Here is a 13,522-nt window from a genome sequence, read left to right as displayed (position 1 = left end):
AGCTTTCCGGCCTTTTTTTAGAAAATTGCTCCGTTCCAAGCTTTCGATCAGCGCCATTAATCCACCCTACTATGTCACTTTACTATGACACCACAGCCCGGCCTTTGTGCCGAATGTGTCTGCTTCCGGCCCAATTCCGCCTCGGATTTTAGCGAATAATCAAGTTCACCTGCCGTGCTTTCCGCATGACGGCGTGTTATTGCCACCTGGTTCCATCAGATCGGCGCAGGCTGGCTCAAACCCCCGAATTGAAATGAATTTCTGGGAATTCCCCTTTGATCACCGATAATTTACCCTCATCTAAGCGGCACATATTTCAAGGAGAACCCCATGTCGCGTACTCTCATATTAGCTGTTATCGTCGCCGGACTTGGCGCCGGAGCTTACTATTACCTCAACCAACCCGAACCCACACCTGCCGAACAACTGCAATCGGCGGCCCAAGAAGCCGGTGAGGCTGTGAACGATGCCGTAGAAGCCGCGACCGAGCAGGCGAGCGAAGCCGCATCTTCCATTACAGACCAAGCCAACGAAGCGGCCGAGCAAGCCGGACAGGCGGCCACTGATCTTGCCAACCAGGCCGGAGATCAAGTCGCCGCTTTGGCCAATCAAGGACAAGATCTACTGAATTCCTGGATCGAAGAAGGTACGCTTTCCGTCCAGAATTTTGACTATGACGCCATGGTGACTTCGGTTCAGGACAGCCAGTTGTCGCAGGACCTCAAAACAAAGGCTCTGGGTATCTTGGATGAAATCAAAGCATCCCCTCAGTTGATTGCCCAGAAGATCGAAGAGCTCCGTGTGCTTTTGACCGGACAACAATAATTTCCAAGGGCCGTTCGGAATTGAGCGGCCCTTTTTCCATACGGCGCACACGCTCCCGCAACGTCAGACGCAACTCTGATTGACGTCCCAACACACGTTTGATTGGCTGCCCCTAAATCCAACGCAACACCATTGGCAACAGACCCGTTCTGTGCGGTGTCCGCACAGGAGATAGGAAACAAAATGACCACCCTGCCCCCAAACATGTTCGCTGTCATTCAAACCCATGACGGTTATTCCGGATCGGCCACCGGTCCGTTTATCGAAGATGCCGCCGATTGGCTGGCCGAGGCCGAGCTTCCTGTGCCCCAACCCGGCCCCGGTCAGGTCCTGATTAAATTGCGGGCATCGTCGGTGAACCCGTCCGACATCCACTTTATCAAAGGCGAATACGGGCAGCCGCGTGTAAAAGGCACGCCCGCCGGGTTCGAAGGCTGTGGCGACGTTGTGGCCACCGGTGCCGGTGCCGAAGCGTTGCAGGGCCAACGGGTCGCCTTTGTGGCAGCTGGTTCCGGGGCATGGGCCGAGTATGTTGTGACGCAAGCGCTAATGTGCATCCCTTTACGGCCCGATATCTCGGACGATGACGGCTCAGCCCAGATCGTCAACCCTATGACTGCGATGGCGATGGTGGACATCGCGCGCGGTGCAGGCGACGCATTTGTCGTCTCAGCCGCCACCAGCCAGTTAGGCAAGCTCATGTGTTCCTTAGGGCGCGACCTTGAGCTTAAACCCATCGCCATCGTGCGCCGGGCCGAGGCCGTGGAAACCGTGAAAGAACTTGGCGCGCACGAGGTTCTGGTCACATCCGACCCCGACATGATGCGGAAGTTCGAAGCACTCAGCAAAAAGCTGAAACCGCGTGTCTTCCTGGATGCTGTGTCGGATCAGATGTCCGAGCAGGTTTTCTGCGGGATGCCCAACGGTGCACGGTGGGTCGTTTACGGCAAGCTTAGCCCCGAACTACCAAAGCTTACGCAGACGGGCCAATTGATCTTTATGAGCAAGCGGATCGAGGGGTTCTGGCTGACCAAGTGGATGACATCAACACCTCCGGAAGACCAGATGAGAGTCGTCGCCGAAGTACAGGCCCGATTTGCCGATGGTCGCTGGAAAACGGATGTTTCTGAACGGCTTGGCTTGCGCGATGTGGTGGCAAATCTGGCGGATGCGCTGAAAAAGAGTGACGGAAAGGTCATTATCGCGCCATAGTAGAACAAAGCCCCGGACGAAGGAGGATGTCCGGGGCGCAAAAAACGCCGGACATACCGGCATGGGAGGACAGACTTGGATAACGCGCAGCTGCTGATCAGCGGGCTGGCGAATGGCTGTGTCTACGGCCTTATCGCTCTTGGCTTTGTTCTGATTTACAAGGCCACTGAGGCGGTGAATTTCGCGCAAGGCGATTTCATGATGCTGGGCGCCTTTGTGACAATCGGGCTTACGAATACCGAATATATGGGCCTGCCTTTCTGGTTGGCTCTTCCGATTTCGCTGGGGATCATGGGCGCGTTAGGTTACCTGGTAGATCGCCTGATCATTCGCCGTTTGTTTGGGGAAAGCCAAACAGCTGTCGTCATTCTGACCATCGCTTTGGGGTTCGTAATCCGGTTTGTGGCCGGGCTGATCTGGGGGCACGAGCCGCAGACACTTCAAAACCCATTGGCAGGCAAAGAAGTTCGGTTTGGAGGGCTGGTGCTGGGGATGGAGGACGTCGCCGTTATTGTCGTTACCATCCTTCTGACCTGGGGTCTGTATGTTTTCTTCAGCCGGACCAAATTGGGCCTGGCGATGCAAGGCGCGTCACAAAACCAGTTGGCAGCATATTACATGGGCATCCCGGTAAAGCGCGTTCAGGGTTTCATCTGGGCTTTGGCTGGGGTTGTCGCGGGGATTGCAGGGATCTTGTTCGCGGCCAAAGGCTCGGTTGATCCAACCACAGGTTTGCTTGGCATCAAGGCCTTTGCCGCAGCCGTTATTGGTGGTTTCGGCAGCCTGCCCGGTGCCCTCGCAGGCGGGCTGATCGTTGGGGTAATTGAACCCTTTGCCAGCCGTTACATCGCAGCAGGATACAGTCAGATCGCGCCTTATGCGCTGCTCTTGGCAGTGTTGATTTTCCGCCCCAACGGGCTGTTCAGTCAGGTTCGGGTCAAGAAGGTCTAAGTCATGCGGATTGTGTTCAAAACCAACTATATGCAGGATATCCGACCTTGGAAGGACACCTATCAGCTGTGCCTGTATATGATCTTACTGGCAGCCGTCGCAGCCGCGCCCTGGTGGCTGGATGATTTCTATCTAGGCGAACTGACAAACGTGCTGATCTGGGCCATAGCGGGAATAGGTCTGATGATCTTAACGGGTCACACCGGTCAGGTCAGTCTGGGTCACGCAGCTTTTCTGGCCTTTGGGTGCTACGCCAATGTTATACTTTTGGAAGCGGGCGTGCCGTTTCTGATCGCCTTCCCGCTGGCTGGTATCCTCACAGGATTGGCTGGCGTGACCATCGCCATCCCTGCCCTGCGTCTGCATGGCATTTACCTTGCGATCTTCACCATGGCTTTGTCCATCCTGATGGATGACGTCATTGTTCTGGCCGAACCGATCACGGGGGGCGTCGCTGGAAAATATCTGGGCGGTGTCGAAATATTCGGGTTTCTGGTCGACCGCTGGGGCACTCCAGTTCAGTTCTTCTGGCTGGTCCTCAGTGTGGCGGTGTTGGTCACACTTGGCTACATCAACCTGTTGCGGGCACCTTTAGGACGAAGCTTTATCGCTGTGCGCGACTCAGAGGTATCGGCGCAGGCAATGGGCGTGGATATTGCCAGGACCAAGATGATCTCATTCGCGTTGTCCTGCGCTGTCAGCGGATGGGCAGGCGCGCTGATGGGCATGTTCTCGGGCGCATTCAACAATGAGACATTCAGCGTCCTGATTTCAATCCAGTTGCTGATGATGATCGTGATCGGCGGTCTGGGGTCCATCCACGGCGCGTTTCTTGGCGCCATTGTGATAGGGTTCCTGCCTCAGTTCTTATCTATCTCCAAGGAATACGTGGGTGCCCTTTTCGGTGGCAACACCGTCGCCATTCCGGGGCTGGAATTTGGCATCTTCGGAATGATCCTGATCGCCTTCATCCTTTTTGAACCGATGGGTCTGTACGGGCGCTGGCTGAAAATCCGGACGTGGTTCGAGCTGTTTCCGTTTTACCGGAAAGACATGTTCAAACGTCAAAAATCCTATCTCAAGACGGAGCGCCTGAGATGAGCTTGCTTGAGTTCGAAAACGTCACTCTGAAATTCGGTGGACTGACTGCGGTCAACGATCTGTCTTTTTCGGTCGAGGAAGGGGAAGTCTTTGCCATCGTCGGACCCAACGGCGCGGGGAAATCCACTGTCTTCAACCTGATCTCGCGGTTCTACGATCCCTTTGCGGGTAATATCCACTATGACGGGCATGATTTGCTTGCGGTGAAACCGTCAGGCGTGGCCGCATACGGCGTGGCACGAACATTTCAGAACATCGAACTGTTCGAACACGCCACGGTCTTGCAGAACCTTCTTGTTGGGCGGCACCGCCACCGGAAAACCAACTTGTTGTCCGAGGTGTTGTTCCTGCCCTCGGCGCGGCGGCAGGAACTGGAGAACCGCGAAAAAGTAGAAGAGATCATCGACTTCCTTGACCTGCAGGCATTCCGCGACAAGATGATCTCTGGCCTGCCCTATGGCGTGCGAAAGGTTGTCGAGGTGGCACGTGCTCTGGCCACCGATCCAAAGCTGCTTTTGCTGGACGAACCAGCCTCGGGTCTCTCGGTCGAAGAAACAACCGACATGCGCTGGTGGATCGATGATATCCGGCGGCAGATGGGGATCACGGTTTTGATGGTCGAGCATGACATGGGACTGGTATCTGGCGTCTCAGACCGCGTTCTTGCAATGGCAGACGGCGCGAAACTGGCGCTGGGAACACCTGCCGAGGTTCAATCGCATCCCGCCGTGGTCGAGGCTTACCTGGGGAAAGCCTCATGAACACTCCGATACTGACAATCCGCAACGTCGAGAGCTTCTATGGCCCGATCATGGCGATCCGAGGGGTTTCTCTGGATGTGCACCCCGGCCAAATCGTTTCGATCCTTGGTGCAAATGGCGCGGGAAAGACCACGTTGATGAAAACCGTTTCGGGCGTGATGGACCCGGAAAAGGGTAAAATCACATTCGACGGTGACGAAATTCAGGGGTCCGAGCCGCACAAGGTCGTCCAAAAAGGTATCGTTCACGTGCCCGAAGGTCGCGAGGTTTTTCCGCTGCTGACGGTCGATGAAAACCTAAGCCTTGGAGCCTATACCCTCAAGGACAAGGGCCAGATCGACCACGATCGCGATTTGGTGTTTTCGTATTTCCCGATCCTCAAGGAACGTCGCAACCAAGAGGCGGGAACGTTATCTGGCGGGCAGCAACAGATGCTGGCAATCGGCCGTGGCTTGATGGCCAACCCTAAAATCATGCTGTTGGATGAACCGTCGCTGGGTCTGTCACCGTTGTTGGTACAGGAAATCTTTGGAATCCTGGGGCGTCTGAACGATGAACAGAACATGACCATGATGCTGGTCGAACAGAATGCTAACGCCGCCTTGGAGCTGGCCCATCATGGCTATGTGATGGAGGTCGGGCGCATCGTCATGGATGGCGCTGCAGACGTTTTGATGCAATCCGAGGACATCCAGAACTTCTATCTGGGCGTGCAGGAGGAAGGCGCACGCGAAAACCGCCGCTGGAAACGAAAAAAGACGTGGAGGTGAGACAGATGAACATCAGCACCCTGCCCCCTCAGATCACGGTCAACGGCGTTGGCCTGAATGCAACCCCCGGCCAACGCCCGGTTTGTGTCGATGGAAGCACCACGATTTGCGAGCTGTTTCGGAACCGATGCACTGAGCTTGGTGATCGAACGGCGCACCGCGAAAAGGACCTTGGCATCTGGAGGTCGTATTCCTGGGCGGACTATTGGCAGCATGCCAAGTGGATTGGGCTTGCACTGCGCAAATTGGGACTGCAACGGGGCGAAGTTGTCTCGATCCTGTCAGAGGATAGAAAAGAATGGGCCTGGTTCGACATGGGCATTCAGGCCGTTGGAGGCATCGCATCGGGCGTCTACACCACCGATTCTGCCAGCCAATTGAAATATCTCATCAATGACAGTGACAGCCGATTTCTGATCGTCGAAAACGAAGAGCAGTTGGATAAGTTCCTGCAGGTTGAAGACGAGGTTCCCGGCCTTCTGAATGTCATCATTCTGGACGATGAGGGGCTGCACGATCTGGACCATGCGCGCTGCATGATGGTCGACGCGTTATATACTTTGGGTCAGCAGGCCGAGGCTGAAGAACCCGATCGCTTTGAGGCCGAGATAGCTCTGGCATCACCGCAGGACACTGCACTTCTGATTTACACCTCGGGCACCACAGGAATGCCGAAAGGCGCGATGCTGAGCCACGAGAACATCTTGGCCGCGATTGAATGCGGGGCCCATGCGCTGCCCGCGCTCGAGTCTGACGAACAGCTTTGCTTTCTGCCGCTGTGCCATATTCTTGAGCGGGACGTATCAATCTATTTCCCGCTGGCTGCAAAATGCGTCGTTAACTTTGCCGAAAGCCCCGAGACGGTGTTTGCCAACCTGCAAGAAATCTCACCGTCGACCTTCACGGCCGTTCCACGGGTTTGGGAAAAGATCTATTCGTATGTTCAGATCATGACGCAGGACGCAACGCCCACTGGCCGCGCAGCCTTTGGCATGGCGCTGAAGGCTGGGTTCAAGCGCGCGGAATACATATTGGCTGGAAAACCCGTCCCTGCTGGCGTCGCTGCACAGTTCTGGGTGTGGGACAGGCTGGTTCTGCGTAATTTGCGCCGTATGTTGGGGATGGACAAGATGCGGCGTGGCGGTTCGGGCGCGGCCCCGATTTCGACGGATCTGTTAAAGTGGTACTGGGCCATTGGCGTACCGTTGGTCGAAGGGTTCGGGATGACCGAAACCTCGGGCTTGGCGACGCTAAACACAATCGAAAACAACAAGGTCGGAACCATCGGACGCGCGGTTCCCGGAAATGACATCCGGATATCCGACGACGGTGAGATTCAGCTAAAGGGCCTCAACATTTTTCAGGGTTATTGGCGCAATAACGCAAAAACGGCCGAAACTTTCACTGCCGACGGATGGCTGCGAACTGGCGACCTCGGGCATATTGATGAGGATGGCTACGTCACCATCTCAGGCCGAATGAAAGACATCATCATCACTGCTGGCGGCAAGAATATCACCCCGGCCGAGATCGAAAGCCGGTTGAAGTTCAGCCACTACATCTCGGACGCGGTGATAATCGGTGACAAGCGAAAGTTCCTGACCGCGCTGATCATGATTGATCAGGAAAACGTCGAAAAATTTGCGCAGGATCGGAAAATCCCCTTTTCAAATTTTGCATCCCTCTGTGCGGCCCCTGAAATCAAAGATCAGATTCAGGGGGAAATCGACGCGGTGAATAAGGATTTTGCACGGGTCGAGCAGATCAAGGACTTTCGCCTGATTGATGTACTTCTGACCGCAGATGACGATGAACTGACCGCAACAATGAAGCTGAAACGCAGTTTTGTCGAAAAGAAACACGGCCATCTTATTGAAGACATGTACAGTTAATAAAAGAGATAACCTAAAGGGAGGAGAAAGATGAAGAATGTGATCATGCGGCTGGCGGCGGCCACCGCCTTGACGGCTTCGGCGACCCTTGCCAATGCACAGACCCAGGGTGTCACGGATGATGAGATCATCATCGGGTCGGTCAATGACCTGAGCGGTATCTTCGCAGCCGTCGGTGTTCCGGCGACCAAGGGTGCAAATGTGGTGTTTGACCGCGTGAACGCTAATGGTGGCATACACGGGCGGACGATCCGCTATGTTGTTGAGGACAACGGGTATCAGATGCCGCGTGCGATGCAGGGCTATAATAAGCTGCTGAACCGCGACAAGGTGTTCGCAATGCTGCAATCGCTGGGAACGCCGATGAATGTCGCGGGGTTCAAGCTATTGGATCCAAAAGGTATTCCCAATGTTGCCCCTTTGTCTGCTGCACGGCAGATGTTGCAGGAGCCGATGGACAACAAGTTCACGGCCTTTTCCACATATTTTGACCAAAGCCGTGTCGGTGTGAAATATCTCGCTGAGCAGTTTGGTGGTCAGTCTGTGTGTTCGATGTATCTGCCAACCGATTTTGGTGAGGAAATCGTCGAAGGCACCAAGGCCGGTGCCGAAGAAGCCGGGATCGCTTTCGTCGCTGAGACCACGCACAAACCGGATGAAACGGATTTCGTGGGCTCACTCAGCAAGTTAAAGGAAGAAGGCTGCGATATCGTAACGATCGCTCTGGGCGTACGCCAGGCTATCACAGTTGTCGGCACGGCCAAAAAGATGGGCCTTGCAGATATGAAGTTCCTTGGCACCTCGGCCAGCTTCCTGACCGTCGTCGCGCAAGTGCCGGGCGGTGTGACCGACGGTTTTTATGCCGCCGCATCCTGGCAGGATCTGTGGTCCCGCGCGGAAGATCCCGCCCCTGCCGCCTTTATCGAAGAATATAAAGCGGCAACCGGTGAAGATCCCGTCGGGTTCGCAATGCTGGGATATTCTGCTGCTGAAACGATGGTCAAAGCGCTTGAGGCTGCTGGCCCCGATCTGACTCATGAAAGCTTTATCGCGGCCATGGAAACGCTGGACTATCAGGATGAACTGGTTGGAAACCACATGACTTTTGGACCTGATGACCATCAGGGGGCCGACTCAGTGTACGTGAGCGTTGTCGAGGATGGCGCCTGGAAGATGGTGTACGAAGAATAACCGTACACGCATCCCAAACGAAAAAGGGCTCGCAACTGCGAGCCCTTTGAATTTGTGCACTCGGCAGCGAATTAACGCTTCGAGAACTGGAACGAACGACGCGCTTTGCGCTTACCGTATTTCTTACGTTCCACAACGCGGCTGTCGCGGGTCAGGAAGCCAGCAGCTTTCAGAGCACCACGCAGCGACGGATCGTACAGTTGCAGCGCTTTCGAGATGCCGTGCTTGACCGCACCGGCCTGACCGGTCAGGCCACCGCCTTTGACGGTTGCGACAACGTCGAATTCACCTTCAACACCGGCAACCTGGAACGGCTGGCGCAGGATCAGCTGCAGAACGGGACGCGCAAAATACTTGTCCTGGTCCTTGCCGTTCACGGTGACCTTGCCGGAACCCGGCTTGATCCAAACGCGGGCAACAGCGTCTTTACGCTTGCCGGTGGCATAAGAACGACCCAGCTCGTCACGTACGGGTTCACGCACGATGACTTCTTCGGCCACAACCTCAACGCCTGCAACGGCGCTCAGCTCTTCGAGAGTATTGATCTGATCAGCCATGGTCATTAGCTCCGGGTGTTTTTCTTGTTCATGGATGCAACATCCAGAACTTCGGGCGCTTGCGCCTCATGGGGATGCTCGGCACCGGCATAAACGCGCAGATTGGTCATCTGCTGACGTGCCAGACGGTTGCCCGGCAGCATGCGCTTGACCGCTTGGGTCACGACGCGCTCGGGGTGCTTGCCTTCAAGGATCTGCTGCTTGGTGCGCGACTTGATGCCACCTGGGTGGCCAGTGTGCCAGTAGAAGTTTTCTTCGCGCTTCTTGCCGGTCATCTGGATTTTGTCAGCGTTGATCACGATGACATTGTCGCCCATGTCCATGTTCGGGGTGAACGACGCTTTGTGCTTGCCACGCAGGCGCATGGCGACGATCGAGGCAAGACGGCCCAGAACAACGCCCTCGGCGTCGATCAGGATCCATTTCTTGTCGATGTCTGCAGGTGTTGCAGAAAAGGTTTTCATGGCAGGATAGTCCTGTTTGATGTGAAAGACCGCCCACATACGGAGCGGCCCGAATTCGATGTTGGGTGTTTAGATGCAGGCGTAGTGCGCGTCAAGAACACTGAAACTTATTTTATCAAGCAATTACAGTATGTTATAAAATAGGTATTATTTTACCCCACAACTCAACAAATAAACCGCAATACATGACTGAACGTTAATTAACCCGGCAAGATCCGGAAAGGGAGATATTGCGCAATGAACTTGCAGCAGACCGTAAACGACTATGGGGCAGCATGGAAAGAACCTAACCGGGCGAAACGGCTTGAGATACTGGCCGGGTGCTTTGCTGAAGATGGCATCTATGTCGACCCCATGGCCGAGGTCAAAGGCCGCTCAAACCTATGCGATCATATCGGAGAGGTGGCGCAAAGCACGGGCGGAATGCTTGAGTTGACCAGCAAGGCCAATGGCCACAACGATGTCATTCACTTCACATGGCGTCTGGTTGGCCCGGACGGCAGTGTAGTTGTCGCTGGCCACGATTTTGCGCATTTGGATGATGAGGGAAAGATCTCACATCTGGCCGGGTTTTTCGGCGACCCCGAACCAACGAGGTGAGTCTTTAAACGCTGATCTGTTCCGGCGGATTGTCCAGAAGCGCCCGCAGGCGCTGCATCGCGGCCTCGAACCGCTCCAATGACACGTGCCCGTTCATCGCAATGCGTACAGCGTTGGGGGCACGTCCGTCCCGCAGCGCGAACTCGTCGGCAGAACGTAACTGAATGCCTTCGCGTTCAGCGGCACGGCTGAATGCGGCGGCACGCCAGCCCGACGGCAAGTTCAGCCAAACAAACGGCACGTCGGGCGCCCAGTTCAGGTCAAAACCGCCAAGCGCGTTGACCGTCACCCGGACATAATCGCCCATCCGGGCGCGGACGTCCCTCGCGATCTGCCGTGTCCGCGGATCGGACAACAACAGCCGGGTCAGCTCTGCAAGCGGTTGTGCCAAACCGAAATAGCCGTATTCGGCTGAACGCCGGAGGTCGACGCTGCGTTCGCGCGGGGCGATGGCGAACCCAACGCGCAGGGCTGGCGTCAGGATCTTTGAGATCGACGAGACATGCCAACCTCGTTCAGGCGCCAATGCACGATAGCTGGGCTCGCGGGCATCCCCCATCCGATAACAATCGTCTTCAATGATCTGCAAATCATGGCGGCGGGCGACTTCCACAACCTCTTTTCGACGCTCCAGCGGCGTATGCGTTCCGGTTGGGTTTTGCACCTCGGGCGAGACGCAAACCGCTTGCGCCTGAGTCTGACGCAAAATGTTATCCATGGCCTGAGGGTCAATGCCCCACTTGTCCATCTTCACGCCGACGACCTCGGCGCGCATCAACTCTCCTGCCCGACGGAAACCGGCATATGACAGATCCTCGACCAGCACGACCGGCTTGGGACCGCGAAGGATCGTCTGAAATACAAGGCAAAGGCCGTTTTGCCCACCATGCGTCAGAACCACATCATCATGGGTCACTGCGCCAAGCGGCAGGTCTGAGAGCCATTCAACGACCGCCTGCCGCATGGGTTGGTACGCATCGCGCGTCGGGTAATTCATCAGCAAACGCGGATCGGCTTGGGACACTTTCTTAAGACATTCCCTGATCAATGCCACCTGCCCCACATCCGGTAATCTGGGGCTGAACAGGCTGACATCGGCGTTGTACTTGTCGTCGCGCAGGTGGAGTTGTCTTGCCCACACATCGTCCAGCAAAGGTGATTTCGGAGGGGCGACAAATGTACCACGCCCCACCTCGGCTTGTAGCAAGCCTTCCTCCGTTAGAATCGTATATGCCCGGGCAACCGTGCCAGGCGTGATTTGTAACCGATACGCAAGTTCTCGGACCGGAGGCAGTTTGGATCCTACCTCCAGCGCTTTGTTCTCAATCGCTTTTCGTATTGTGTCGGCGACCAATGTGTACTTGGGACCTTTGGATTTTGGTAACGCCTCTGGCCAAATTGTATCCATTACAATTCTTCCTTTGCTTTTGACACAATCCCGAATGTATCACACATATGTACCGAACATTAGTACTTTGTGTCAATACAATTTGAAAGGATACCCAAGATGACACGCCATATGCACAACCCCGCCCTCATGCTGCTGAACGATAGCCCTCGGCTGCCGATGATCGCCGCGCTGGCCGTGCGGTTTGCGGCGACTGTCACACAGTGGGAACGACAGCGCCGCAGCAGAATTAACCTGTCAAAGCTGGATGATCGCATGCTTAAAGATGTCGGCCTGACCCGCCCCGCGGCCGACCGCGAGATCAAACGCTATTTCTGGCAGTATTAATTATCCCCAGTCCCTATCGGGACCTCTTCCTAGGCCGGGTTTCATACCCGGCCCTTTTTTATCCAAACGCCGCTGCTGCAGACCCTGCAGGCGGCAAAGAATAGGTCATCGTAGCCCGCGCCACGGGTTTGACAGAGCCTTCCGAGAACATCAGAACATCGCCCACCGCAAGCGTCTTGCCCAGTTTCAGCAAGCTGCAGCGCGCGATCATATCGTTGGCCCCATCGGGTTTGCGCATGAAATCCATCGAACACCCTGTCGTCACAGCCAGCGACTGACGTCCTTTCAACGCAAGGATCATTGCATAGACGCTGACATCGGCCAGACCGAACATCGACGGGCCTGAAACTGTCCCCCCTGGACGCAGATGTCTGTCCCCGACCTTCAGCCGCATGGTGATTGAGTTTTCATCCAGCCTGTCTACGACAAAGTCCTTCTCGACCTGCGGAAACACCTCGACCAGATAATCTGACAGTTGTTCGCGGTTCAAAACCAACGACATACTTCCCCTCCTCGAATTGCCGCCCTAGAGTTGGCCCGACATCAGATCGGAGAGCAAGATGGGAATTCTGGAACGTAACGACATGAATGGCGTTGCCCGTTTAAAAATGAACGCGCCAGAGCGCCTGAATGCCCTGAGCGAAGAGATGCTGGCAGCACTTCAGGCTGAATTCGACGCCTTAAGCAACGACTCGAGCATTCGCGCCGTGATCCTGTCCGGCGAAGGCAAAGCTTTTTGCGCAGGTCACGATCTGAAACAGATGACTGCCGGACGTCAGAGCGAGGACGGGGGAAAAGCCTATTTCCAGGACCTGTTCGCGCAGTGCGCCAAGATGATGCTGTCAATTCAATCCCTGCCCCAACCCGTGATCGCGCAAGTCCACGGCATCGCCACGGCTGCCGGCTGTCAAATGGTGGCCACCTGTGATCTTGCGATTGCAGCCGAAAGCACGCGCTTTGGTGTAAACGGGGTCAATATCGGGTTGTTTTGCTCGACACCAATGGTGGCCCTCAGCCGGAATATCCCCCGGAAACAGGCTTTTGAAATGTTGACAACAGGCAAGTTCATCTCCGCGGAACGTGCGGCTGAACTGGGCCTGATCAATCGCGCCGTACCCGAAATGTCGTTGGAACATGAAACGATGGCGCTGGCCGAACAACTGGCCGACAAGCTTGGATCGGCCGTCAAAGTGGGCAAACAGGCCTATTACAAGCAATTGGATATGCCGATCGAACAGGCCTACGCCTATACCGGCGAGGTAATGGCACAGAATATGATGCATCGGGATACCGAAGAAGGAATATCTGCATTTATCGAAAAAAGACCGCCAAATTGGGAACAATAACGAGATTATTTAAGGAAATTTTCGCGACTGTTCGCAATTTAGTCCTTTTCAAAAGGGCCACACTGTGGCAAAGCTGAGACATGGCTTAGGCCCAAATACGCTTTTGGGTCGCTGTAG

Annotated in this window: 15 protein-coding genes; 11 read left to right on the top strand and 4 right to left on the bottom strand. The window is 55.4% G+C overall.

All coding sequences use genetic code 11. The features are described from left to right. The first annotated feature begins 330 nt into the window (after window positions 1-330). The 8 genes from AC2FJC_RS14120 to AC2FJC_RS14085 all read left to right on the top strand — a co-directional run bounded on the left by AC2FJC_RS14120 (window position 331) and on the right by AC2FJC_RS14085 (window position 8,703). On the top strand, window positions 331-825 hold the full coding sequence (locus AC2FJC_RS14120) for a hypothetical protein (protein WP_496739974.1): 495 nt from the start codon (window positions 331-333) through the stop codon (window positions 823-825). A gap of 183 nt (window positions 826-1,008) precedes the next feature. Continuing rightward, window positions 1,009-2,037: an alcohol dehydrogenase catalytic domain-containing protein gene (locus AC2FJC_RS14115; protein WP_496739973.1), complete on the top strand. Its 1,029-nt coding sequence runs from the start codon at window positions 1,009-1,011 to the stop codon at window positions 2,035-2,037. A gap of 75 nt (window positions 2,038-2,112) precedes the next feature. Continuing rightward, window positions 2,113-2,988, top strand: coding sequence for a branched-chain amino acid ABC transporter permease (locus AC2FJC_RS14110; RefSeq protein WP_170557355.1), 876 nt, complete (start codon window positions 2,113-2,115; stop codon window positions 2,986-2,988). Window positions 2,989-2,991: 3 nt separating this feature from the next. Then, window positions 2,992-4,089 carry a branched-chain amino acid ABC transporter permease gene (locus tag AC2FJC_RS14105; protein ID WP_496739972.1) on the top strand — a complete coding sequence of 366 codons (1,098 nt, stop codon included), beginning with the start codon at window positions 2,992-2,994 and terminating at the stop codon, window positions 4,087-4,089. Beyond that, complete coding sequence (locus AC2FJC_RS14100) at window positions 4,086-4,850, top strand: ABC transporter ATP-binding protein (protein WP_480792864.1); 765 nt, start codon at window positions 4,086-4,088, stop codon at window positions 4,848-4,850. Before AC2FJC_RS14105 ends, AC2FJC_RS14100 begins: the two co-directional genes overlap by 4 nt. Beyond that, window positions 4,847-5,620 carry an ABC transporter ATP-binding protein gene (locus AC2FJC_RS14095; RefSeq protein ID WP_496739971.1) on the top strand — a complete coding sequence of 258 codons (774 nt, stop codon included), beginning with the start codon at window positions 4,847-4,849 and terminating at the stop codon, window positions 5,618-5,620. Before AC2FJC_RS14100 ends, AC2FJC_RS14095 begins: the two co-directional genes overlap by 4 nt. A 5-nt stretch (window positions 5,621-5,625) precedes the next feature. After that, window positions 5,626-7,512, top strand: a complete 1,887-nt coding sequence (locus AC2FJC_RS14090) for an AMP-dependent synthetase/ligase (protein ID WP_496739970.1) — start codon at window positions 5,626-5,628, stop codon at window positions 7,510-7,512. A 30-nt stretch (window positions 7,513-7,542) separates the two neighbouring features. Then, window positions 7,543-8,703 carry an ABC transporter substrate-binding protein gene (locus tag AC2FJC_RS14085; RefSeq protein WP_496722807.1) on the top strand — a complete coding sequence of 387 codons (1,161 nt, stop codon included), beginning with the start codon at window positions 7,543-7,545 and terminating at the stop codon, window positions 8,701-8,703. 71 nt (window positions 8,704-8,774) lie between these two features. On the opposite strand, the gene rpsI is transcribed toward AC2FJC_RS14085, so the two are convergent. Both rpsI and rplM read right to left on the bottom strand, forming a co-directional pair. After that, the gene (gene rpsI, locus AC2FJC_RS14080; RefSeq protein WP_058271904.1) at window positions 8,775-9,260 is read right to left on the bottom strand and encodes a 30S ribosomal protein S9; all 486 of its coding nucleotides are present in this window, start codon (window positions 9,258-9,260) and stop codon (window positions 8,775-8,777) included. A 5-nt stretch (window positions 9,261-9,265) separates the two neighbouring features. Beyond that, a complete protein-coding gene (rplM, locus tag AC2FJC_RS14075) occupies window positions 9,266-9,724 on the bottom strand; it encodes a 50S ribosomal protein L13 (protein ID WP_496722805.1) in 459 nt (152 codons plus the stop codon). 237 nt (window positions 9,725-9,961) lie between these two features. On the opposite strand from rplM, the gene AC2FJC_RS14070 reads away from it, so the two are divergent. Beyond that, on the top strand, window positions 9,962-10,324 hold the full coding sequence (locus tag AC2FJC_RS14070; RefSeq protein ID WP_496739969.1) for a nuclear transport factor 2 family protein: 363 nt from the start codon (window positions 9,962-9,964) through the stop codon (window positions 10,322-10,324). A gap of 4 nt (window positions 10,325-10,328) precedes the next feature. Here AC2FJC_RS14070 and AC2FJC_RS14065 read toward each other — a convergent pair whose 3' ends face one another. Then, the gene (locus AC2FJC_RS14065) at window positions 10,329-11,732 is read right to left on the bottom strand and encodes an aminotransferase-like domain-containing protein (RefSeq protein ID WP_496739968.1); all 1,404 of its coding nucleotides are present in this window, start codon (window positions 11,730-11,732) and stop codon (window positions 10,329-10,331) included. A 99-nt stretch (window positions 11,733-11,831) separates the two neighbouring features. On the opposite strand from AC2FJC_RS14065, the gene AC2FJC_RS14060 reads away from it, so the two are divergent. After that, window positions 11,832-12,059 (top strand): DUF1127 domain-containing protein, encoded by a 228-nt coding sequence (locus tag AC2FJC_RS14060; protein WP_058271589.1) that lies wholly within the window; start codon window positions 11,832-11,834, stop codon window positions 12,057-12,059. 58 nt (window positions 12,060-12,117) lie between these two features. On the opposite strand, the gene AC2FJC_RS14055 is transcribed toward AC2FJC_RS14060, so the two are convergent. Further along, entirely contained in the window at window positions 12,118-12,561 is a 444-nt protein-coding gene (locus AC2FJC_RS14055) for a PaaI family thioesterase (RefSeq protein ID WP_496739967.1), read from the bottom strand. A 58-nt stretch (window positions 12,562-12,619) separates the two neighbouring features. Here AC2FJC_RS14055 and AC2FJC_RS14050 point away from each other — a divergent pair, with 58 nt between their 5' ends. Further along, the gene (locus AC2FJC_RS14050) at window positions 12,620-13,405 is read left to right on the top strand and encodes an enoyl-CoA hydratase (protein ID WP_496739966.1); all 786 of its coding nucleotides are present in this window, start codon (window positions 12,620-12,622) and stop codon (window positions 13,403-13,405) included. The last annotated feature ends 117 nt before the right edge of the window (window positions 13,406-13,522 follow it).

Source organism: Ruegeria sp. CDSB117, assembly GCF_059611005.1.
The sequence above is the reverse complement of the archived record's forward strand: the minus strand, read 5'-3'. Positions and strand labels throughout refer to the sequence as shown.

Bases quoted from the DNA above. Each gene is read 5' to 3' on its own strand.
- AC2FJC_RS14070 (WP_496739969.1), top strand. From the start codon at position 9,962: ATGAACTTGCAGCAGACCGTAAACGACTATGGGGCAGCATGGAAAGAA.
- AC2FJC_RS14050 (WP_496739966.1), top strand. From the start codon at position 12,620: ATGGGAATTCTGGAACGTAACGACATGAATGGCGTTGCCCGTTTAAAA.
- AC2FJC_RS14065 (WP_496739968.1), bottom strand. From the start codon at position 11,732: ATGGATACAATTTGGCCAGAGGCGTTACCAAAATCCAAAGGTCCCAAG.
- AC2FJC_RS14100 (WP_480792864.1), top strand. From the start codon at position 4,086: ATGAGCTTGCTTGAGTTCGAAAACGTCACTCTGAAATTCGGTGGACTG.
- AC2FJC_RS14115 (WP_496739973.1), top strand. From the start codon at position 1,009: ATGACCACCCTGCCCCCAAACATGTTCGCTGTCATTCAAACCCATGAC.
- rplM (WP_496722805.1), bottom strand. From the start codon at position 9,724: ATGAAAACCTTTTCTGCAACACCTGCAGACATCGACAAGAAATGGATC.
- rpsI (WP_058271904.1), bottom strand. From the start codon at position 9,260: ATGGCTGATCAGATCAATACTCTCGAAGAGCTGAGCGCCGTTGCAGGC.
- AC2FJC_RS14120 (WP_496739974.1), top strand. From the start codon at position 331: ATGTCGCGTACTCTCATATTAGCTGTTATCGTCGCCGGACTTGGCGCC.
- AC2FJC_RS14060 (WP_058271589.1), top strand. From the start codon at position 11,832: ATGACACGCCATATGCACAACCCCGCCCTCATGCTGCTGAACGATAGC.
- AC2FJC_RS14090 (WP_496739970.1), top strand. From the start codon at position 5,626: ATGAACATCAGCACCCTGCCCCCTCAGATCACGGTCAACGGCGTTGGC.
- AC2FJC_RS14085 (WP_496722807.1), top strand. From the start codon at position 7,543: ATGAAGAATGTGATCATGCGGCTGGCGGCGGCCACCGCCTTGACGGCT.
- AC2FJC_RS14095 (WP_496739971.1), top strand. From the start codon at position 4,847: ATGAACACTCCGATACTGACAATCCGCAACGTCGAGAGCTTCTATGGC.
- AC2FJC_RS14105 (WP_496739972.1), top strand. From the start codon at position 2,992: ATGCGGATTGTGTTCAAAACCAACTATATGCAGGATATCCGACCTTGG.
- AC2FJC_RS14055 (WP_496739967.1), bottom strand. From the start codon at position 12,561: ATGTCGTTGGTTTTGAACCGCGAACAACTGTCAGATTATCTGGTCGAG.